The sequence below is a fragment of the Occallatibacter savannae genome (assembly GCF_003131205.1).
In the GTDB taxonomy this organism is placed as follows: Bacteria; Acidobacteriota; Terriglobia; order Terriglobales; family Acidobacteriaceae; genus Telmatobacter; species Telmatobacter savannae.
Genome location: NZ_QFFY01000004.1, coordinates 616479 through 636309, shown reverse-complemented (window position 1 = coordinate 636309; position 19831 = coordinate 616479). Strand labels below are relative to the sequence as shown.

Below are 19831 nucleotides of genomic sequence, written 5' to 3'. Positions count from 1 at the left end.
GATCCGCATCCAAGTGAAAGGTTCATGAAGTAGCATTCAGCTTATGATTGCCGGCGCAACCTGGGGCTGGTGGATCGGCTTTCACGTCGCGGTGGTTGCGCTGCTCGTGGTCGATGCACTGCTGCCCGCAAACCGACGTAAGGAGCCTCGCAAGCAATCGGCTGCGTGGTTGTGGACTGCCGTGCTGGTGGTGGCCTCCGGGGCGTTTGCGGTATGGCTCTACCACGTGCAAGGGCGGCAGCGAGCACTGGAGTTTGTTGCGGGGTACGCGATCGAGACCTCGCTCAGCGTCGATAATCTTTTTGTTTTTCTGGTGATCTTTCAGGGATTTCGCATCAGCCCGCATCGGCAGCACACGGCGCTGCTATGGGGAGTTGGCGGGGCGGTGGTACTGCGAGCGCTGTTCATTGCGGCGGGTGTGACGCTGCTCGCGCACTTCGAGTGGATCACGTGGATCTTCGGGGCGATTCTGCTGTATGCGGCGTTCAGGCTGGTGCGGGGAGGGTCGGCGAAGGCTGCTGTTCCAGACTGGATACGCAAACTGCAGCCGGCAAAGGGCTCGCTGCTGCCAGTGATTCTGGCAGTGGAAGTGACGGATCTGTTGTTTGCAGTCGATTCGATTCCCGCAGTGCTGGCTGTGTCTCACGATCCGTTCGTGGTGTACACGTCGAACATCGCTGCGATTCTGGGGTTGCGCTCGCTGTATTTTGCGCTTGCTTCGCTTCTGGATACCTTGCGGTATCTCCACTACGGCCTGGGGGCGATGCTGGCGTTTATCGCGTTCAAGATGCTGTCAGCTCACTGGCTGGATATTTCGATCACGATTTCGCTCGCGGTCATGGGTGCGATTCTCACCATCTGCGCAGTGTGGTCGGTGATTGCGGGGCCCAAGCCCGGACACAGCACGGGTCACTAAGCCTTGAATTCTTCGAAGCTGACGAGGCCGTCGGCGGTGAAGATGGAGTGCTTTTGGAACGCGGCGTCGTTGCGCTGCGGGTAGTCGTTGCGGAAATGCGCTCCGCGGCTTTCTTTGCGGGCCAGCGCTGAGCAGAGGATGGCTTTGGCTACGGCGCATAGGGAGTGCGCTTCCAAGAGCGGCCGGGAGGGGCTGGTCCCGATATCGGGGTGTTCAAGAGCTGCCTGAATGTCAGAGCGGAACTGGAGCCCTTCGTTCAAGGACGATTCTTCGCGCAGGAGACCTCCGTCGGCCCACATGACGCGCTGCAGAGCGGCGACGTGATCGTCGATCTCGGTTGCGTCGTCGGACTGCCGGGGCTGCGCTGCGGCGGAGCCTGGGGTGGAGGTCAACGGCAGATTGTCCGCGAGCATGGACTGCGCTGCTCGCGCACCAAAGACGAGCCCCTCGAGCAGCGAATTTGACGCAAGACGGTTTGCGCCGTGAACGCCTGTGCAGGCTGCCTCACCGGCGGCATAGAGGCCTTTGACGTTGGTGCCTCCCATGAGGTCGGTGCGAATGCCTCCCATGAGGTAATGCGCAGCGGGGCGGACGGGAATGAGATCGCGATGAAGGTCGAGCGAGTAGCGCGCGAGGAACGCGCTGATGCCGGGAAAGCGCTTATGCAGGTCGATGCCCGCGACGTGGCGCATGTCGAGGTAGACAGGGCGAGCCTGCCCCTGGTCATCGAGACCTTCGCGGGTGATTGCGCGGGCGACGACATCGCGAGGGGCGAGTTCGAGCAGAGGATGGTAGCGCTCCATAAAGCGCTCGCCGCGATCGTTGCGAAGGTATGCGCCTTCGCCGCGAAGGGCCTCGGACATGAGAAATCGCGGCGCACCCGGGTAAGAGAACGCCGTGGGATGAAACTGGTAGAACTCCATGTCCGCGAGCTCCGCGCCGGCTTCGAGGGCGAGTGCAATTCCGTCACCGGTGGCGACGGGTGGATTGGTCGTGTCGCTGTAGACCTGGCCGGCACCACCGGAAGCGACGAGAACTGCGCGGGAGATCACGGTGTGCTGAGTTCCGGCGAGTTCGCTCTGAGGGCCTGCGGGGACGAGCTCCGCTCCGATCACCTGATCGTTGTTGAGGAAGAGGCGGCTGACCATGGTCCACTCGGCAAAGCGGATTCGCGGATGAGTGTGCGATTGCGCAACGAGGCATCGGCTGATCTCCGCGCCGGTAGCGTCTCCGTTGGCGTGCAGAATGCGGGGACGAGAGTGCGCGCCTTCGCGGGTGCGCAGCAGTGTGCCGCCGCTGCGATCGAAGTTCGTTCCCCAGTCGATGAGTTCGGCTACACGCTCGGGCCCCTCGGCAACGAGCACTTCAGCCGCGGGCTTGAAGACGAGGCCGTCGCCCGCCGACAAGGTGTCGTCGAGATGCAGCGCTACGTCGTCGCTGTCTTCCCATGAAGCTACAGCGATGCCGCCCTGCGCATAGAAGGTGTTCGATTCGCCGAGCGACTCCTTCGTAACGACGAGGACGTCGCCGTGCTCTGCAAGTTGAATTGCGGCGCGCAATCCTGCGACGCCGGCACCCATCACAATGAAGTCGACCGGGGAAGGTAGTGCCATCTCTTCGAGGCTATCACCCGCCTCGGGAGACTCGAAGGGCGCGCGCTATGCGGCGTGCGAGGCAGCGCGCGCCTTGCTCTTGAGGACGTAGCCGAGCATCTCCGCGCACTTTTTGAGCAGTCCATACGGGCCTGCGTCTACGCCGAGCTGCTTGTCTGCCCATGGCTTCATGCTGCCGCGCGATGAAGAGGTCACTGCAAGTACCTGACATCGCGGCGAGCGATCATGCGCCATGGCGGCCAGCCGCTCGCACTCATCGGGAGTCAGCGAGTGGCAGAGCACAATGAGATCGAACACATTGTTCGTTAGGAGGGTTCTGGCCTCGATGAAACGGCCAGCACCCCGAACGGCGAAGAATGCACCTAAAATCATCTCTCTCGATCTCAGCAGCATCTCGTCACGACTTACTACCAGCACACGAGCATGAGAATTCATAACTAACAACTCGAAAGAGGCAGAATATGTGAGCTAGTTCGAGCACTTATTCCGCAGTAACTAGGGAAAACCCCAGGTGAATGAAAGATTTGCAAAAGCCCAGTAACCACACTTGCTGAGATGTAGCCCGGAGTCGAGAAGATACCCGGAGGACACAACATAAGACAGTATGTTCATGTCATCGATGTTTCGTGATGTTCTTCCGATTGCGAGATTGCGCGTCTTACCTGATGGGAGGAGCGGGGCTTTATCAGCGGCTCGATGTGTATTCTCGCGTCGGGCGGGGTGCTGGCGGTACGTCCCGCTGCAACCGATAGAATGATTTCAACGTGCAAACCATACGGGTTGAAACTGCTTCTGCTCAATACAACGTCTTCGCGGGCAGCGGATTGATCGCTGCGCTCGCGCCGCGCATTGAACGCGCGACCGGCAAGCTGCCGCGCCGCGTTTTCGTTTTGACATCACCGGAAATCTGGGCGTTGTGGGGAGATACGTTTCTGCAATCGTTTGCCGAAGGGCCCACGGTGCTCTTTCTTCATGCGGGAGAGAAGCACAAGACCGTGAAGAGCGTGGAGAGCATCCTGCGGCAGATGCTGCGAGCGGGCGGTGACCGGGGGTCGCTGCTGATTGCGTTTGGCGGCGGAATTGTGGGGGATGTTGGAGGATTCGTCGCGGCCATCTTCATGCGCGGGATCCGGTATGTGCAGGTTCCGACGACATTTCTGGCACAGGTAGATTCTTCGGTAGGCGGAAAGACGGGCGTGAATCTGCCTGAGGGCAAGAACCTGGTGGGCAGCTTCCACCATCCTGCGGCTGTCTTCGCGGACATCGATGTGCTGGGGACTTTGCCGGACCGGGAGCTGCGTGCGGGGCTGATGGAGAGCATCAAGGCGGGCGTGATCCGCGACCGGTCGCTGGTGCGATTCATGGAAGAGCATGCAGACGAGATTCTCGATCGCGATGCGAAGGCGCTGGAAAAGGTAATCGGCGCTTCGATTCGCATGAAGGCTGAGGTCGTGAACAAGGACGAGCGCGAGAACGGGCTGCGCATGATCTTGAATCTGGGGCACACGGTTGGGCACGCGATTGAGCAGGTTACGAAGTACAAGGTTCTGCTGCATGGGGAGGCGGTGGGATGGGGGATGATCGTCGCGCTGTATATTGCGCATCGGCGTCGCAGCATTACGGGGGCACAGGCAGAGCGGATTGAGAACCTTATTCATTTGTACGGTCCCCTGCCGCAGCTCGATCTGCGCGCTTCGAGGCTGGTTGCGGCTACCGGGAGCGACAAGAAGAATGTGGGCGGCGTGAGGCGGTTTGTGGTTCCGATCGGGATCGGAGATGCGGGCGTGATTGAGGATCTGACGCAACCGGAACTGCTGGCTGCCGTGACTTACATGCTGTCGCAAGCAAAAGAACCGCGCGCATGATGATCGCATCAGGCTCAAAGCCGACGGGAGCGCAGGATGAGTCTCGCGCAGCCGAAGCCGTTCAGCAGATGTTCAATGCGATTGCATCGCGCTACGACCTGCTGAATCATGTGCTGTCGGCGAATATTGATCGGCTGTGGTGGAGGCGCGCGGCATCGGCGTTTCGAACGACGCTTGCGGATCCGAATGCAGCCATTCTGGATATCTGCTGCGGGACGGGCGATCTGACGACGGCGCTTTTGAAGCATCGTCCGGATGGAGCCCGGCCGATTCTGGCGGCGGATTTCGCGCATGCGATGTTGAGCCGTGGCGTGCGGAAGTTCGGGCAGGAGCGGCGAAATGGTTCGCACGCCATCGCGCTGGAAGCCGATGCACTGCACCTGCCGCTGCGTTCGCAGTCTCTCGATCTGGTGATTACGTCGTTCGGGTTCCGGAATCTGGCGAACTATGAGGCAGGCCTGCGCGAGTTTCATCGCGTATCAAAGCCGAGCGGCCGTCTGGGCATTCTCGAATTCAGCCAGCCGGGCGGAGCTATCGGGAAGGCGTATGGATTCTACTTTCATCGAGTGCTGCCGGTGATTGGGAGACTCATCTGCGGAAAGAACGGGCCTTACAGTTATCTGCCCTCGTCAGTTGGGGCGTTTCCGCCGCCGCGCGAGCTGATGGAGATGATGCGCGGGGTTGGGTATGCGGAGTGCAGCTGGAAGCCGTACACCTTTGGAATTGCGGGGTTGTACACGGCGGTACGGCCGCCTGTAGTCTAGGTACGCGATGAACGCAGCGGCGACAACACAGCCTGCCTCGACCACGGCAGAGAACTCAGCACTGAAGCGCCGGGTCGCGCTGAATTCGATGATGGCGGCCACCTGCATGACGGCGCTGAAGCTGGCGGCGGGGATCATATCGGGGTCGCTGGGCGTGCTGTCGGACGCGGCACACTCGGGACTTGATCTGGCTGGAGCAACGCTGACGTTTTTCTCAGTGCGGGTGTCGGACAAGCCGGCAGATGAGGATCACAGTTACGGGCACGGCAAGGTGGAGAATCTGTCGGCGTTTTTCGAAGCCGGGCTGATGGCGCTTTCGTGCGCGTGGATCATCTGGGAGGCCGTGCAGCGGATTCGGCTGAATACGTACGAACTCAGATTTTCTGTGTGGCCGGTTCTCGTGGTGCTGAGCTCAATTGCGGTGGACTTCTGGAGATCGCGCGCGCTGCGGCGTGTGGCGGAGAAGACAGGATCGCCGGCGCTGGCGACGGATGCATTTCACTTCTCTTCGGACATCTGGGCTTCCGTTGCGGTGCTGGCAGGGCTGCTGGCGACGTGGGCCGGAGTGTACTGGCACATCGACTGGCTGCGTTATGCGGATCCGGTCGCGGCGATTTTTGTTTCGCTGATGATTCTGCGGATCACGGCGACACTGACGCGCGAGACGGTGGGCGTGCTGATGGATCAGATTCCGGCGGAGACGCGGCTTCAGGTGATCCAGGAAGCGGAGAAGGTGCCGGGGGTTCTGGCGGTGGAGCAGGCGCGCGTGCGCCGCTCAGGGCCCAACTATTTTGCGGACCTGACGCTGGCGATGCCTTCGCGGACCACGTTTGAGCATACGGGCGAACTGGTGCGGGCGGCGACGGAGGCGGTGCATCATGTGCTGCCGCAGGCCGATGTGGTGATTCACACCGTTCCGCGGCAGGAGCGGGCGCAAAGCATCTTCGATCGCGTGCGGGCGGTGGCGGCGCGCAATAATGTGCCGGTGCATGACTTGAGCGTGCAGTCGCACCAGGGGAAGCTGCATGTGGAGTTGCATGTGGAGCTGGATGAAAATCTGCCGCTGATCGCGGCGCATAGCTTTGTAAGCGGGCTCGAAGCAGAGATCATGCGGGAGACGCCGGAGATCGATTCGATTCTTACGCATATCGAGAGCGAGCCGGCGACGATCGAGCAGCCTGAGGAGTTGGTGGAGTCGGACAGGCGCATTGAGAGAGCTCTTCGCAGCGCGGCGGCGACGGACAGCGAGATTGTGGATGTCCATCAGATCAAGGTGGGCCGCATGGGAGAGCACATTTCGCTGTCGTGCCATTGCACGCTGCCGGATGAGCTTTCGATGCATCGGGTGCACGAGGTGATTACGGCGCTTGAGGATCGATTCAAGCTCGAGTGTCCGGAAGTGCATCGGGTGACGATCCATCCCGAGCCGGTGACTGATAACACGCGGTGATGATAGCCGGCGGTCGGATAATGCAGACAGCAAACAGAGGAGGAAGCGATCTTTGTTAGCGCACTCTGATTGGAAGTTTGACGAGGTGTTCGAGGGGACGACCGAGGACGGGAAGACCATCACGATGGATGGAAACTCGGCACACGTCCACGGGGCGAGTCCGATGCAGGCAGTGCTGATGGCTCTGTGTTCGTGCACGTCGGTGGATGTCGTGAACATTCTGAAGAAGAAACGGCAGGATTTGACGGCGCTGCGGGTGACGGCGCATGCGACGCAGGCGGACGCGCCGCCACGGGTTTTCACGCATATCAGGCTGATCTACGCGGTGCATGGAAAGCTGAGCCGCAAGGCGGTGGAGGATGCGGTTTCGCTGTCGAAGAACAAATATTGCTCGGTGTCGAAGATGCTGGAGAAGGCGATGACGATCGAGTACGACATTGTGTATCCGGATGGAGAGCCTGAGGCATGAGAGGCAGCCTGCTGCTTCGGGTGTTTCGCATGGCGTCGGTGGTGATGCTGCTGGTCGCAGTGGCGATGGTGTCGGCGATCACGACGATGCACTTCGCGATCCATGGGGCAGAGGTGAAGATCCCGGCACTGAAGGGCATGACGGTGGCGGAGGCGCGGAGCCAGGCGGCAGGAATGGGGCTGAACCTGGATGTCGATAATCGGTACTACTCTTCGGATGTGGCGGCGGGACATATTCTTTCGCAGTCGCCGGCGGCGGGCGCAGTGGTAAGGCGCGAGTGGCATGTGCGCGTGTCGGAGAGCCTGGGGCCGCAGAAGGTTGATGTTCCGGAGACGGTGGGCGCTGACGCGCGGGTGGCTGCGCTGCGTCTACGAAGGGCGGGATTACAAGTTGGAGTGACCGCAAAGCTGCCGTGGAGCGGGGCGGAGGACAACACGGTTCTGGCGCAGGATCCGCCGGCGCACTCGCATGGTATTGCGCAGCCAAGCGTGAACATTCTGGTTGCGGCGCCGGACAGCGCTGTTCCGGACGGGTACGTGATGCCGGATCTTGCGGGCTTGCCGGTGACGACGGCGATCGAGCAACTTACGCGGATCGGTTTGAAGGTGGATGCGCCTACGTATGTGGATGTAAGTATTCCGCCTGTGGGAAGTGCGGGAACGACGCCGGCTCCTCCTGTGGCTCCGGGATCGGTGATCACGCAGCAGCCGCTGGCGGGGGCGCGCGTGGATCAGAACACGGCGATCAAGCTGGTCGCGGCAAAATAAAGCCATCGCGCTCTGACGATCATCTAACAAGAGACGCATGGAGCCGGATTCCAAAAAAGCATCTGAGAAGAGTGTGCCTAGTCGTGATTTCTCGCACGCGTGGCGCGCGCTTCGGCATCGCAATTTTCGCCTGTTCTTTGGTGGGCAGAGCATCTCGGTTATCGGCACGTGGATGACGCGGGTGGCGACGTCGTGGCTTGTGTATCGGCTGACGGGATCGGCGCTTCTTCTTGGCACGGTGAGTTTCGCGGGGCAGATTCCGACGTTTCTGCTGGCGCCGCTGGCGGGCGTGGTGGTGGACCGCATCGACAGGCGCAAGGTGCTGGTGTGGACGCAGGCTCTGGCGATGGTTCAGTCACTCGCCCTTGCAGCGCTGACGCTTTCAAATCGAATCACGATCGGCGAAGTGCTGGTGCTGAGCGCTTTTCAGGGACTCATCAACGCGTTCGATATGCCGGCGCGGCAGTCGTTCATGGTGCAGATGGTGGAGGATCGCGGGGATCTGTCAAATGCGATTGCGATCAACTCGTCGATGGTGAACATGGCGAGGCTGGTGGGGCCTTCGCTCGCGGGTCTGCTGATCGCGGTGAAGAGTGAGGGATGGTGCTTCCTGGTGGACGGCATCAGCTACATCGCGGTGATTGTCTCGCTACTGATGATGCGCGTGGCGCGAGCAGAGGAGAAGCGGGCGCGGACCTCGACCGTGACGCAGCTGAAAGAGGGGTGGACGTACGTTGCAGGATTTGTGCCGATACGCTCGATTCTGCTGCTGTTTGCACTGCTGAGCCTGATGGGGTGGCCCTTCATGGTGCTGATGCCGATCTTCGCGGCGAAGATCCTGCACGGCGGCCCGCACACGCTTGGGTTTCTTATGGGGGCGGTGGGGGTGGGATCGCTGGCTTCGGCGTTGTCGCTGGTGATGAGAAGGTCAGTGCGAGGGCTGACGCGGGTGATTCCGGTGGCGGCGGTGATCTTTGGGATTGGGTTGATTGCGTTTGGTTTTTCGCACACGCTGTGGCTTTCGATGGCGATGATGCTGGTGACGGGATTCGGAATGATGCAGGGGCTGACGGGAAGCAATACGATCATCCAGACGCTGGTGGATGAGAACATGCGCGGGCGCGTGATGAGCTACTACACGATGGCGTTTGTGGGGATGGCGCCGTTTGGGAGCCTGCTGGCGGGCGCGATGGCGCATGCAATGGGGGCGCCGCGGACGGTGATTGTCAGCGGCGTGGCGTGCATTGTAGGTGGGATCTGGTTCACGACGCAGCTGCCGGCAATCCGGAAAGACATGCGGCCGATTTATGAGCGGCTGGGGATTATTCCGGCGGCGCCGCTGGAGGAAGCGACTGAGAGCTAATCCGGTATGATTGCGCTCGAGGAAGTGACGGCATGGGACTCAAGGAAGATCTGGAGCGCATCGCTCTGCAGGAGCGCGAGCTCGTGTTGCCGAGGCTGGATGCTGAGATGGCATGGCAAATTGGGTCGAAGCTGCGGGCGATGGCGGCGGAGCGTGGACTGCCGGTGGTGATCGATGTGCGGCGATTCGGTCAGCAGCTGTTCTATGCGGCGATGGATGAGACGACGCCGGATAATCCCGAGTGGGTGCGGCGCAAGGGGAATGTGGTTGCGCGGTTTCACTCGAGCTCGTATGTTGCAGCGCTAAACGAGAAGCTGAAGGGGAAGACGATTTACGAGAGCAGGGCCTGCCGATGGCGGAGTACGCGACGCATGGCGGATCGTTTCCGTTGAGGGTTGCGAACGCGGGTGTGGTGGGCAGCGTGACTGTCTCGGGTCTGCCGATGCGGCAGGATCATGAGCTTGTGGTTGAGGCGCTGTGTGCGGTGCTGGGACGGAAGTACGAGGAGTTGAAGCTCGCGGCGGAGTAGTGGTCAGGGCTGCTTCTGGATGAGGGCGGCGAAGAAGCCGTCGGTCTGGAAGAGGCCGGGAAGAAGCCTGAGGGCGCCGTCTCGCTGGATGCAGGCGAGGAGACGCTGAGAGGCGCCCGGTACCAGAATGCCTTGCGATTGGAGTTCCTCGATTCGCGTCGCGAGTGAAACGAGATTTGCTTCTGGGTGGCCGAAGAGCACGGCGGCGATGACTTGTTCGTTTTCTTCGGGCTCGAGAGAGCAGGTTGAGTAGAGGACGTAGCCGCCGGGACGCGCGGCGCGCAGGGCTGAGGCGAGGATCGCGATCTGACGTTCTGCTTGTCGAGGCAGGTCTTCGGGGCGAAGGCGGTGGCGGATTTCGGGGTTGCGTCCGAGGGTGCCGGTTCCGCGGAACGCGGCGGTTCTGGTGACGTCGCCTGCGATGAGCCGGCGGGATGCGGTGAGAAGTTCGCCGGGCGCGAGTTCGATGCCGTCGGCAGTGAGTTCCTGTTGGACGGCGTCGCTGGTGAGCCGCACAGATAAGTGCGGCTGCTGCTGACCGGAGCGGCAGATTGAGCACGTGGCGTCTTCGCCATAGTTCTGGATCCAGCGATCGACCATCCAGGATGGGAAGCCGGCTTTGCAGTGGTTGGGATCGGGTTCGCTTGAGGCGTCGGGGCGGGATGCGGCGAGCTTGCGGAGGACGGCATTGACCATGCCAGAGGCGAAGCGGTGGCCTGCCTGCTTGGTGAGTTCGACGCTTTCGTCGATAGCGGCTCGCGCTGGAATGCGGTCCATGTGGAGGAGCTGAAATGCGCCGATGCGGAGGGCGATGAGGACGTCGGCGTCGAGCTTTGCGTTGGGGTGCTTAAGGAGCGGGCGGATGAGGTTATCGAGTTCGACCTGCCAGCGGAGGACACCGAGCACGAGGGCGGTGGTCAGGTTGCGATCGGCGGCGGAGAGGGCTTCGACCTTGCGGGCTCGGAGGAGAGTGTCGGAGTGGCCGTGCTTCTCCATGGTCTTGAGGATGGAGAAGGCAGCGTTGCGGGCTGGCGACACCTTGCTCATGACCTGGCTCATCAACTAGCCGAGGCGGGTGCCGGAGTGGAGGGGTGTGCCGCGGAGGAAGTCTGCGGCTGTCATCCGCTTCTTGCCCTCGAGCTGGATTTCGAGGAGTTCCAGACCCGTGTTCTGCGCGCAGGCGACGAGCATCTTGCCGTCGGCGATTTCGAGAGAGCCGGGTTCATTCGGAGTATCCTGCGATGCGATCTGCATGCGATGGACGATGAGCTTTTTGCCCTCGAGGGTAGTGGACGCGCCGGGCCAGGGCTGAAAACCTCGCCAGCGGTTCCAGAGTTCGCGGGCGGTGTACTTTGCGAAGTCCATAAGGCCGTCTTCGCGCGTGAGGATGGGTGCCAGTGTGGCGCGGGAGTGGTCCTGCTGTTGTGGGGTGATGGAGCCACTGTCGAGGCCGGCCAGAGTTTTGACGACGAGCGGAGCGCCCGATTTGGCGAGCACATCGAAGAGTTCCGCGGCGGTCTGAGCGGGGGCGATGGGGATTTCCTGCTGAAGGAGGATTGGGCCGGTGTCGAGGCCTTCTTCGAGAAGCATGGTCGTGTTGCCGGTGACGGTTTCGCCCATGGCGACGGCCCATTGGATAGGGGCGGCTCCGCGGTACTTGGGTAGAAGCGACGCGTGCAGATTGATGCAGCCGAGGCGAGGCAGCGCGAGCATCCAGGGCGGGATGATGCGGCCGTAGGCGACGACGACGATGGCATCGGGCGCGAGGTCTTCGAGGCGCGCTCGGAAGTCTGCGTTGTTCTTGATCTTCTCGGGCTGCGTAATTTCGAGACCCGCTTCGAGGGCGGTTTGTTTTACGGGCGGCGCTGTGAGTTGCTGCGAGCGGCCGACGGGGCGATCGGGCTGCGAGACGACCAATGCGATCTGGTGGCCCGCGGCGATGAGAGCCTGGAGCGTGGGAACCGCAAACTGAGGGGTCCCGCAGAAGACAAGCTTCACGGAGCTACCAGGTTCCTTCGCGCTGCATCTTGCGGATTTTGCGCAGCACAAGGTCACGCTTGAGAGAGCTCATGCGGAAGATGAAGAGCATTCCGTCGAGATGGTCGATCTCATGCTGGAAGGCGCGCGAGAGCAGCTCTTCGCCGTCCATCTCGAACCATTTGCCGTTCAGATCCTGAGCGCGAACCTTTACGGTTGAGGCGCGCTGGACCTTCTCGCGGATCTCGGGGAAGCTGAGGCAGCCTTCTTCTTCGTACTGCTTGCCTTCGCGGAAGATGATCTCGGGATTGACGAGGATGAGCTTCTGCTCGGGGTCCTTGCCCTGGCTGAGGTCGATGACTGTGACGCGCTTGGAGACGGCAACCTGTGGCGCAGCGAGACCGATGCCCTGGGAGGCATACATGGTTTCGAACATGTCGTCGACAAGCCTTTTGAGCTCGTCATTGAATTCCGTAACCGGCTCACCGGGTTGGGAGAGCACTGGCTCGGGGTACTTGACTACTTTGAGAATCATGACTGTGTGTTACAACTCCGGATCTGCCTGATTTAGAAGCTCCGTATCTGTTCGATGTATCCCTGGAAATTTCGTTTCATCTCGTCGGCGGAGTCGCCGCCGAACTTTTGCTGGGCGAGGTTGGCGACGGTCATGGCCACCATGGATTCGGCTGCTACTCCGGCAGCGGGCACGACGCAGATGTCGCTGCGCTCGTAGCTTGCGCTTGTGGATTCGCGGGTGTCAAAGCGGACGGACTCGAGGGGGCGGCGAAGGGTGGAGATGGGCTTGAGGTATCCGCGGACGACAATGTCTTCGCCGTTGGAGACGCCGCCTTCAACGCCGCCGGCGTTGTTCTGCTCGCGGGTGAAGCGGGTGGGCTTCTCGGTTGATTCTTTGGCGTAGTGGATGGCGTCGTGGACCGTGGATCCGAAGGACTCGGCGGCGGTGACCCCGCGGCCGATCTCAACGGCTTTGACGGCCTGGAGGCTCATCACGGACCAGGCGAGGAGGCCATCGAGGCGCTCGTCCCAGTTGGCGTAGGTGCCGAGGCCGGCGGGAGCGCCGTGCACGACGACTTCGAAGACGCCGCCGACGGTGTCGCCGGTGCGGGAGGCGTGCTCGACTTCTTCTTTCATGCGGGCTTCAGTGAGTGCGTCGACACAGCTGAGGACGATCTCTTTGCGCTCGGCTACTTCGGCGATCTCTTCCCAGGTGGCGGGGCGTTCGAGTTCAACACGGCCGACACGGATGACATGACTGGAGACCTCGATGCCGATATAGCGGAGCAGAAGCTTGGCAAAGGCACCGGCGGCTACGCGGGCGGTGGACTCGCGGGCGGATGCGCGTTCAAGGACGTAGCGGGCGTCTGGGAAGTTGTACTTGAGGGCGCCGGCGAGATCGGCGTGCCCGGGGCGGGGAGAGGCGACGGCCTGGTGCTTCGCGGGGTCGCCGGCTTCGACGGGGAGCTTCTCTTCCCAATTCTTCCAGTCGCGATTGACGATCTGGATGGCGACGGGGGAACCAATGGTCTTGCCGTGACGCACGCCGGAGAGGATGTGGGCCTTATCGGTCTCGATCTTCATGCGGCCGCCGCGGCCATAGCCCTGCTGGCGACGCCATAGCTCGCGGTTGATGAAGTCGAGGTCGACCGCCAGGCCGGCGGGGAGGCCGGAGACGAGGGCAATCAGAGCTTCTCCGTGGGATTCGCCGGCGGTTGAGAATCGGATCATGTTGTATTGATTGTAAATGGGAGCAAGTGGTGAGGCGTGAGCCGCTAGCAAGCACGGTGGCGGGGAGCGATAATTCAGCTCTGGTGAGAAGATGAAATCGATCTGGCCAAAGATCGCTCTCCTGGTGCTGTGCTGCGGAGCGCTGGGCTTTGAGCTGTGGCACTTACGAAGCGGCTCAGCGCCGGTCGCACGAACGCCCGGACCCGCGGCGGGAAGTCATGAACGCGATTTTGTCCTCTTGCCAGCAGACGAGCTGAATTTATGGACCAAGTATTTCGGTTCGGGAACGCACGCCGAAGGCTGGGAGCCCACGCTGGGCGATATGAATGACGCAGAAGGCGCGCTGGGGCAGATAGCCGATCTGAGCAAGAACGATGCTGACGCAAACAGGCGTGTTGACGATCCCCGCAATTACTACCGCCAGTACCTTGCTGTGGCCGTTGACGGAAAGAGGAAGCTGTTCCTGAACGCGGTCTGCTCGACCGACCAGAATGCGAATTGGCGCAAGCGCCTCGTGATCGCGATGGATGGCGGGAAGTGCTTCTGGCACGCGGTGTACGATCCGGCAACGCAGCGGTATTCGGACCTGACGGTCAACGGGAGAGGGTAGCTGGAGCAGCGAGGAATTCATTTCCCTGCCTTCGCCCCTCTCGCATACCATTTAGCCCATGTCCGCTTACTTCCTCTTCAAGACTGAGCCTGACGCCTACTCCTTCGACGACTTCCTGCGCGACAAGGAGACGAACTGGGACGGGGTGACGAATCCGACGGCGGTGAAGAACCTGCGCGAGATGAAGCCGGGGACGAAGTGGATCTTCTATCACACGGGCGATGAACGGACGGCGGTCGGTACGGGTTCGGTGGTAAGCGTGGACGCGACGGATCCCAAGGTGCCGATTGTGCGGGTGAAGGTGGGGAAGCGCCTGAAGACGCCGAAGACGCTGGATCAGATCAAAACTGCGGCGATCTTTCGCGATTCGCCGCTGGTAAAGATCGGGCGGCTATCCGTTGTTCCCCTCACCGAAGAGCAGTGGAGCTGGTTCGTCGAATAGGGAGCCGGTGGTCGGCTTTGGGTCTTTCTTCAGCCACTCGCGGGTATTGAGCATCTGGCGCTGATCGAGAGCCCAGATGCGGTTGGTGAGCTCGTCGGAGCCCTTCCCTTCCCTAGCGGATTTCTCGAATTCACTCATCATGGCCTGCATCTTGGCGTCGAGGTCGTCGACGAAGTTGAGGACGAGCGCCTCGGGGATCATGGGCAGCTTGGGGGAACCGAACTCGAGCTTGCCGTGATGCGAGAGGATGAGGTGAAGGACGAGCGTCTTGAGACGCGGCGGGAAGCTGGGCAGCTTGTCGATGGTCTTCTCGACGAGGGCCATACCCATCTGGATGTGGCCGAGGAGTGTGCCCTCAACGCTGTACTCGAAGCCGATTTCCCAGGTGAGTTCCTGGACCTTGCCGATGTCGTGAAGGACTACTCCGGTGAGGAGCAGATCGCGGTGCAGGATGGGATAGTGCGGAGCGACGCGATCGGCAAGTGTCAGCAGGCTGACGACGTGCTCCAACAGGCCGCCGAGCCACGCGTGATGAAGCTGCTTGGCGGCGGGGGCTTCGCGGTAGGCCTGGGCGAGGCCTGAGTCTGCGAGCAAGGTGCTGAGGAGGAGCTTGAGATCGGGATCGGTGAAGCTTTCGACGAAGCCGAGGAGCTTTTGCCAGAGCTCGTCGACGTCGCAGGAGGTGCAGGGGAGGAGATCGCGGCGGTCGAATTCTTCGGCAGTAGATTTACGGAGATTGTCGATGCGCATCTGGAGGCGCTCGTCGAATTTGGAGACGCAGCCGCGGACCTTCACGATGTCGCCGCGGTCGAAGTCTTTGGCGATGCGCGGATCGCCGGGTTCCCAGATGCGGCATTCGATCTGGCCGGTCTTATCGCCGAGGATGAGGCTGAGATAGGGCTTGCCGGCCTTGGTCATGCGCTGCTGCTTGCTCAGCACCAGGAAGAAAGCATCGAAGACTCGGCTTTCGTCGAAGGAGGCGAGATCGGCTACATAGATTTCCTTCATTCTGCGGGAAGGATACAGGAACGAGGAGTCGACCTCAAAAGCGCGGGATCACAGGAGTGCAGGGCGCGTTCGAGTGCGTGAGAACATGTTGACGTGAACGATTCAGGTACTTTTCAGGTTTCGGAAGTTCTGATTCGCGGGATTGAGCGCAGAGACGCTGAGGCGGTTGCGGCGCTTACGGAGCAGCTCGGATACAAGCGCTCTGCTTCGGAGATTACAGACTGGATCGAGGGGTTAACGGATCGCGCTAGAACTCAGGCGGCGTTTGTGGCATGTATTGCCGACGAGGTTGTGGGGTGGATTGAGGTGTCGGTTCAGCATCACCTCCAGTCCGCACCGCATGCACTGATTGGCGGGCTGGTGGTGAAGGATGGGTATCGGAACCGGCAGATCGGGCTCAGGCTATGCGAGCGGGTGGAGCGGTGGACGTGGGAGCAGGGTCTTGAGGTCATGCGCGTGACTTCGCGCAGTACGCGCCTTGATGCGCACCGGTTCTACGAGCGCAACGGTTATGCGCTGACGAAGCTGTCGCATGTGTATGAGAAGCAGCGGCCGGAGTGATGAGCACTGCTGCGGTGGAAGCTGAAATAGCTCGGGCCTGAGATTTGCTCTCAGGCCCGAGTGAATTAACGATTCGAATTGCCGTTTATTGCGGAGGCACTCCGGGAGTTCCCGGGATGGGAGGAGCCGGGGTGGTGCCGTTCACCGGCTGCTGCGGAGCGAGTCCCAGGGGGCGGTCGCCTGTGTCTTCCTGCTGCTGATCCTTCTTCTTGTCGCTCAGACGGGTTTTGTCGCCGGTGGTGGTGTTCTTCTTTTTCTTCTTGTCGGTCTGATTGCCACCGAGTCCGAGCGGACCAGCCTGCGCCTGGCGATCGGCGACCTCTGCCGCGTCGGCAGCCGTGGGCGCTTCGGGATCGAGTTGCGGGCCCTTCGGCTTTGGCTGTTTGGGCAGCTTGGCGCGATCGCTGAAACGGGTCTTCTTTTCAGGTTTGGAGTCGGCTTCAAGCGGATTCTCGGGCTCGTTGCCGGCTGCAACCTGGCCGACCGCGCCGGCGTCTTCAGTGGGGCTGGCAGGTGCTGCGGGCAGGGTTTCCTGCGGCGCCTTGCCGAAGCGGATCTTCTCTTTCTTGCCGGGCTTCATGGAAGCCTCTTCGGTCTTGGCCTTCTTGTTTTTCTTGCTGGCCTTCTCCGGTTTGGCGGGAGCAGCCGCATCCGCACTGGCTGTGTCGCTGGGGAGCGGTTTGACCGCCGTCTTTTGGCGGAAGCCGTGGGTGGTCTCGCGGAAACGGGTCCGCTCTACCTTCCGCTTCTTCTTGGCGGTGGGGGCCTGGTACGCGCTGAAGGTGATGCTGGGGTGCTTCTCCGCGGCCGTAGCAGCGCTGTCTTCGTATCCGGGCTTGATATAGATGGCGGCTTCGTCGCGCATCTGGGCCAGGTATTGGCGCATGGCCGGACCGGCCTTGGCTTCGAAGTAGTTCTGCTCGACCTCGTTCTGGACGTCCTTGAATTGCGGGTCGCCGCCCTGGATGTGGTCAAGGACCTTGAGGATGACGTAGCCCTGCTTGGTGCGGATGGGCTCGGTGATCTCGCCAGTTTTGAGGCCGAAGGTTTTGCTTTCGAAGGGCTCGCCGAGCTGGCCTTTTTTGTAGGTGCCGAGTTCGCCGCCGGTAGCCGCCGTTGTGCCTTCGCTGAAGCTGCGGGCGAGCTGGGCGAAGTCACCACCGGCCTTGAGGCGGGCTTCGATGTCGTCGGCTTTGGCTTTGGCTTCGGCCAGCTTCTGCTGATCGTCTGGATTGGAGCCGGTGGAGATGAGGATTTCGCCGAGCTTTACGCTTTCGGGCTGGGCGTACTCGCTTTTGTGCGCCTCAAAGTAGCGCTGTAGCTCGCCGGGAGTGGGCTGGATTTTGCGGCCTACCTGATCGCGCATGACCGATTGGGTGACGATCTGATTGCGGATGTTGGCCTTGAAGTCTTCAAACGAGACGCCCTGGTCTTTGGCGGCCTTTTCGAGGTCTTCCATGGTGGCCAGGTTGTACTGCTTACGTATCTCGTTGAGACGATTGATCAGTTCGGTATCGCCGGTGACGCCGAGTTCCTTGCCCTTGGCGAGCCAGAGCTGCTGGTCGATGAGGTTGCGGAGGAGGTCGCGGTGGGCGTCCGAGATCTCCTGCATGGTCGATCCCCGCTGACGCATCTCCTGGTCGAGCTCGTTCTGGGCGCGATCGTAGTCCGATTTCGTGATGATCTGGTTGTTGACGCGCGCGACGATCTCTTCAACCGTGGAGCCGCCGTAGGGGCTTTCGGTGGAACTGGGTCGTTGCTGAGCGAGGGCCAGACCGGTGAACAGGACTGCAGAGAGCGCGAGGGCTCCGGGGACACGAAGGATTTTCAAAGTCATAGTTGGCACACAACAAAGCGGTCTGCGGAGACCACTAAAGGCATAGACGTCATTGTAAATCCCGGGGCAGCAAAAGAGTGCGAGGTGAGCTGGAATGACCTGCTCAGGGCTGATTTCCGGATTCGGGACCACGGCGAGTGAGTGGTCCACCTCGGTAATCAGCTATCCGAAAGCGTGGAGCCGGCGTCAAATGAGCCAGTGCTATACTTTAGCCCAGGTTTGGCCTGCGAGGTGCCTCGGAGGCGCCTGTAGCAGTCGCACTTCGGAGGACCCTCCCGCATGACCCCCCCTGCCCGCCGGGCACTTTTCAGCCTCATCATCTTTTTCGCCGTATGTGCCGTAGCCGGCACGTTTCTGCAGCGCAGGGTGGGAGCACAGTCTTCTCAGGATGAGAGCCAGATTCGCGACAGCCTGAAGTCGTTCACGGATGTGTACGCGATCGTGGAGCAGAACTATGCCGAGCCTATCTCGGGCGACCGGGCGGACACGGCTATCTACGATGGAGCGATTCCGGGGATGCTGCGGGTGCTGGATCCGCACTCCAACTTCTATGACCCGAAGGCCTATGCCAAGATGCGCGAAGATCAGCGCGGGCACTACTACGGCGTCGGCATGGTGATTCAGCAACAGAACAATAAGGTCTACGTGATCACGCCGTATGAAGGAACTCCTTCGTTCCGAGCCGGTATCCGTCCAGGCGACGTTATCGCGGCGATCGACGGGAAGTCGACGGACGGGATGACGTCGGATGTGGTGGCGAAGAATCTGAAGGGGCCCAAGGGAACGCACGTGCAGGTCTCTGTGGTGCGCGACGGGCAGACCAAGCCACTGACGTTCGACCTGGTGCGCGATGAGATTCCGCATCCTTCGGTCGACCTCAAATACGAGATCAAGCCTGGGGTGGGTTATGTCCACCTGACGCAGTTCCAGGAAACGACGGCGCAGGAAGTGAACCAGGCGATTGACAGCTTCCCGAACCTGAAGGGGCTGGTGCTGGATCTTCGCGGGAACCCGGGCGGACTGCTGAGCCAGGCGGTTGAGGTGTGCGATCACCTGCTCGCGAAGGGGCAGACGATTGTTTCGCAGCGTGGACGCGCGTATCCGGACCAAAACTACACGGCTACTCACGGCAACGGAGGGAAGCAGTTCCCTATTGTTGTGCTGGTGAACCGCAACACGGCCTCGGCGGCGGAGATTGTGTCGGGGGCGCTGCAGGATCATGACCGCGCTCTGATCGTGGGTGAGACCACGTTCGGCAAGGGGCTGGTGCAGACGGTGTACAACCTGAGCGAGAACACCGGGCTTGCGCTGACGACGTATCACTACTACACCCCGTCGGGACGGCTGATTCAGCGGAACTACTCGGGCGTTTCGCTCTACGACTACTACTACAACCACGCGGGGGCGACTGCTCCTGGATCGGCGAACCGCGAAGTGAAGATGACGGACTCGGGACGCACCGTATACGGCGGCGGAGGCATCACGCCTGACGAGAAGATCGAGCCGCCCAAGCACAATCGCTTCCAGGATGATCTGGTCTACAAGGCAGCGTTCTTCCACTTTGCGGCTCACTACCTGTCGAATCGGACGGTTGACCGGAACTTCCAGGTGGATGATGCCGTACTGAGCGACTTCAAACAGTGGCTTGCGACGCAGGATGACATTCCGGTGAGCGACAAGCAGATCGACGAGAATCTGGACTGGGTCAAGGTCAATCTGAAGGAGAACATCATCACGAGCCAGTTCGGACAGCAGCAGGGACTGCGCGTGATGGCGGACTGGGATCCGATGATCCAGAAAGCGCTCTCGTATCTACCGGAAGCCCAGGCTCTGGAAGACACAGCGCACAAGGTTCTGGCGCAAAAGGCAGAGGCACGGGCCAGCGGCGCTACGAATCAATAGACGGACCGGGTT

At 61.2% G+C, this 19831-nt stretch carries 21 protein-coding genes; 13 read left to right on the top strand and 8 right to left on the bottom strand.

What is annotated here, in order from left to right; translation table 11 throughout:
- The first annotated feature begins 43 nt into the window (after positions 1-43).
- Positions 44-916, top strand: coding sequence for a TerC family protein (locus DHV10_RS17730; RefSeq protein ID WP_109487694.1), 873 nt, complete (start codon positions 44-46; stop codon positions 914-916).
- Here DHV10_RS17730 and nadB read toward each other — a convergent pair.
- Both nadB and DHV10_RS17720 read right to left on the bottom strand, forming a co-directional pair.
- The gene (nadB, locus tag DHV10_RS17725; RefSeq protein WP_109487693.1) at positions 913-2529 is read right to left on the bottom strand and encodes an L-aspartate oxidase; all 1617 of its coding nucleotides are present in this window, start codon (positions 2527-2529) and stop codon (positions 913-915) included. The two genes, DHV10_RS17730 and nadB, sit on opposite strands and share 4 nt — an antisense overlap.
- A gap of 45 nt (positions 2530-2574) precedes the next feature.
- Positions 2575-2901, bottom strand: a complete 327-nt coding sequence (locus tag DHV10_RS17720) for a hypothetical protein (protein ID WP_109487692.1) — start codon at positions 2899-2901, stop codon at positions 2575-2577.
- Positions 2902-3293: 392 nt separating this feature from the next.
- On the opposite strand from DHV10_RS17720, the gene aroB reads away from it, so the two are divergent.
- The 8 genes from aroB to DHV10_RS28025 all read left to right on the top strand — a co-directional run bounded on the left by aroB (position 3294) and on the right by DHV10_RS28025 (position 9736).
- Complete coding sequence (aroB, locus tag DHV10_RS17715; protein WP_109487691.1) at positions 3294-4394, top strand: 3-dehydroquinate synthase; 1101 nt, start codon at positions 3294-3296, stop codon at positions 4392-4394.
- Entirely contained in the window at positions 4391-5158 is a 768-nt protein-coding gene (locus DHV10_RS17710) for a ubiquinone/menaquinone biosynthesis methyltransferase (protein WP_109487690.1), read from the top strand. Before aroB ends, DHV10_RS17710 begins: the two co-directional genes overlap by 4 nt.
- 7 nt (positions 5159-5165) lie before the next feature.
- Positions 5166-6608, top strand: a complete 1443-nt coding sequence (locus DHV10_RS17705) for a cation-efflux pump (protein WP_109487689.1) — start codon at positions 5166-5168, stop codon at positions 6606-6608.
- A gap of 52 nt (positions 6609-6660) precedes the next feature.
- A complete protein-coding gene (locus DHV10_RS17700) occupies positions 6661-7077 on the top strand; it encodes an OsmC family protein (protein WP_204101455.1) in 417 nt (138 codons plus the stop codon).
- A complete protein-coding gene (locus tag DHV10_RS17695) occupies positions 7074-7844 on the top strand; it encodes a PASTA domain-containing protein (RefSeq protein ID WP_109487688.1) in 771 nt (256 codons plus the stop codon). Before DHV10_RS17700 ends, DHV10_RS17695 begins: the two co-directional genes overlap by 4 nt.
- A 73-nt stretch (positions 7845-7917) precedes the next feature.
- Entirely contained in the window at positions 7918-9207 is a 1290-nt protein-coding gene (locus tag DHV10_RS17690; RefSeq protein ID WP_239461851.1) for an MFS transporter, read from the top strand.
- Between the two features lie 32 nt (positions 9208-9239).
- Positions 9240-9599: a heme-binding protein gene (locus DHV10_RS28030; RefSeq protein ID WP_275425927.1), complete on the top strand. Its 360-nt coding sequence runs from the start codon at positions 9240-9242 to the stop codon at positions 9597-9599.
- Positions 9596-9736 carry a heme-degrading domain-containing protein gene (locus DHV10_RS28025; protein WP_275425926.1) on the top strand — a complete coding sequence of 47 codons (141 nt, stop codon included), beginning with the start codon at positions 9596-9598 and terminating at the stop codon, positions 9734-9736. The genes DHV10_RS28030 and DHV10_RS28025 overlap by 4 nt, the downstream gene beginning before the upstream one ends.
- A gap of 3 nt (positions 9737-9739) precedes the next feature.
- Here the strand turns inward: DHV10_RS28025 and DHV10_RS17680 are convergent, their stop codons facing one another.
- From DHV10_RS17680 to aroC, 4 genes are read right to left on the bottom strand one after another with little or no spacing between them, the layout of a single operon-like run.
- Positions 9740-10783, bottom strand: coding sequence for a transcription antitermination factor NusB (locus DHV10_RS17680; protein ID WP_162601635.1), 1044 nt, complete (start codon positions 10781-10783; stop codon positions 9740-9742).
- Between the two features lie 15 nt (positions 10784-10798).
- Complete coding sequence (gene fmt / locus DHV10_RS17675) at positions 10799-11734, bottom strand: methionyl-tRNA formyltransferase (protein ID WP_109487685.1); 936 nt, start codon at positions 11732-11734, stop codon at positions 10799-10801.
- 4 nt (positions 11735-11738) lie between these two features.
- Positions 11739-12248: a peptide deformylase gene (gene def, locus DHV10_RS17670; protein ID WP_109487684.1), complete on the bottom strand. Its 510-nt coding sequence runs from the start codon at positions 12246-12248 to the stop codon at positions 11739-11741.
- A gap of 32 nt (positions 12249-12280) precedes the next feature.
- The gene (aroC, locus tag DHV10_RS17665) at positions 12281-13459 is read right to left on the bottom strand and encodes a chorismate synthase (protein ID WP_109487683.1); all 1179 of its coding nucleotides are present in this window, start codon (positions 13457-13459) and stop codon (positions 12281-12283) included.
- Positions 13460-13550: 91 nt separating this feature from the next.
- Between aroC and DHV10_RS17660 the strand changes: the two genes are divergently transcribed.
- On the top strand, positions 13551-14069 hold the full coding sequence (locus DHV10_RS17660; RefSeq protein WP_109487682.1) for a hypothetical protein: 519 nt from the start codon (positions 13551-13553) through the stop codon (positions 14067-14069).
- A 58-nt stretch (positions 14070-14127) separates the two neighbouring features.
- Complete coding sequence (locus DHV10_RS17655; protein ID WP_109487681.1) at positions 14128-14511, top strand: EVE domain-containing protein; 384 nt, start codon at positions 14128-14130, stop codon at positions 14509-14511.
- On the opposite strand, the gene DHV10_RS17650 is transcribed toward DHV10_RS17655, so the two are convergent.
- Complete coding sequence (locus DHV10_RS17650) at positions 14461-15519, bottom strand: 3'-5' exoribonuclease YhaM family protein (RefSeq protein ID WP_109487680.1); 1059 nt, start codon at positions 15517-15519, stop codon at positions 14461-14463. The two genes, DHV10_RS17655 and DHV10_RS17650, sit on opposite strands and share 51 nt — an antisense overlap.
- A 93-nt stretch (positions 15520-15612) precedes the next feature.
- On the opposite strand from DHV10_RS17650, the gene DHV10_RS17645 reads away from it, so the two are divergent.
- Positions 15613-16080 (top strand): GNAT family N-acetyltransferase, encoded by a 468-nt coding sequence (locus tag DHV10_RS17645; RefSeq protein ID WP_109487679.1) that lies wholly within the window; start codon positions 15613-15615, stop codon positions 16078-16080.
- A gap of 85 nt (positions 16081-16165) precedes the next feature.
- On the opposite strand, the gene DHV10_RS17640 is transcribed toward DHV10_RS17645, so the two are convergent.
- Complete coding sequence (locus tag DHV10_RS17640; RefSeq protein WP_109487678.1) at positions 16166-17917, bottom strand: peptidylprolyl isomerase; 1752 nt, start codon at positions 17915-17917, stop codon at positions 16166-16168.
- Between the two features lie 279 nt (positions 17918-18196).
- Between DHV10_RS17640 and DHV10_RS17635 the strand changes: the two genes are divergently transcribed.
- The gene (locus DHV10_RS17635) at positions 18197-19819 is read left to right on the top strand and encodes a S41 family peptidase (RefSeq protein ID WP_109487677.1); all 1623 of its coding nucleotides are present in this window, start codon (positions 18197-18199) and stop codon (positions 19817-19819) included.
- Positions 19820-19831 lie beyond the last annotated feature (12 nt).

Excerpts from the sequence above, each read along its gene's own strand:
- DHV10_RS17730 (WP_109487694.1), top strand. The coding sequence starts at position 44 with ATGATTGCCGGCGCAACCTGGGGCTGGTGGATCGGCTTTCACGTCGCG.
- nadB (WP_109487693.1), bottom strand. The coding sequence starts at position 2,529 with ATGGCACTACCTTCCCCGGTCGACTTCATTGTGATGGGTGCCGGCGTC.
- DHV10_RS17720 (WP_109487692.1), bottom strand. The coding sequence starts at position 2,901 with ATGATTTTAGGTGCATTCTTCGCCGTTCGGGGTGCTGGCCGTTTCATC.
- DHV10_RS17710 (WP_109487690.1), top strand. The coding sequence starts at position 4,391 with ATGATGATCGCATCAGGCTCAAAGCCGACGGGAGCGCAGGATGAGTCT.
- DHV10_RS17705 (WP_109487689.1), top strand. The coding sequence starts at position 5,166 with ATGAACGCAGCGGCGACAACACAGCCTGCCTCGACCACGGCAGAGAAC.
- DHV10_RS17695 (WP_109487688.1), top strand. The coding sequence starts at position 7,074 with ATGAGAGGCAGCCTGCTGCTTCGGGTGTTTCGCATGGCGTCGGTGGTG.
- DHV10_RS28030 (WP_275425927.1), top strand. The coding sequence starts at position 9,240 with ATGGGACTCAAGGAAGATCTGGAGCGCATCGCTCTGCAGGAGCGCGAG.
- DHV10_RS17680 (WP_162601635.1), bottom strand. The coding sequence starts at position 10,783 with ATGAGCAAGGTGTCGCCAGCCCGCAACGCTGCCTTCTCCATCCTCAAG.
- def (WP_109487684.1), bottom strand. The coding sequence starts at position 12,248 with ATGATTCTCAAAGTAGTCAAGTACCCCGAGCCAGTGCTCTCCCAACCC.
- aroC (WP_109487683.1), bottom strand. The coding sequence starts at position 13,459 with ATGATCCGATTCTCAACCGCCGGCGAATCCCACGGAGAAGCTCTGATT.
- DHV10_RS17660 (WP_109487682.1), top strand. The coding sequence starts at position 13,551 with ATGAAATCGATCTGGCCAAAGATCGCTCTCCTGGTGCTGTGCTGCGGA.
- DHV10_RS17655 (WP_109487681.1), top strand. The coding sequence starts at position 14,128 with ATGTCCGCTTACTTCCTCTTCAAGACTGAGCCTGACGCCTACTCCTTC.
- DHV10_RS17650 (WP_109487680.1), bottom strand. The coding sequence starts at position 15,519 with ATGAAGGAAATCTATGTAGCCGATCTCGCCTCCTTCGACGAAAGCCGA.
- DHV10_RS17640 (WP_109487678.1), bottom strand. The coding sequence starts at position 17,917 with ATGACTTTGAAAATCCTTCGTGTCCCCGGAGCCCTCGCGCTCTCTGCA.
- DHV10_RS17635 (WP_109487677.1), top strand. The coding sequence starts at position 18,197 with ATGACCCCCCCTGCCCGCCGGGCACTTTTCAGCCTCATCATCTTTTTC.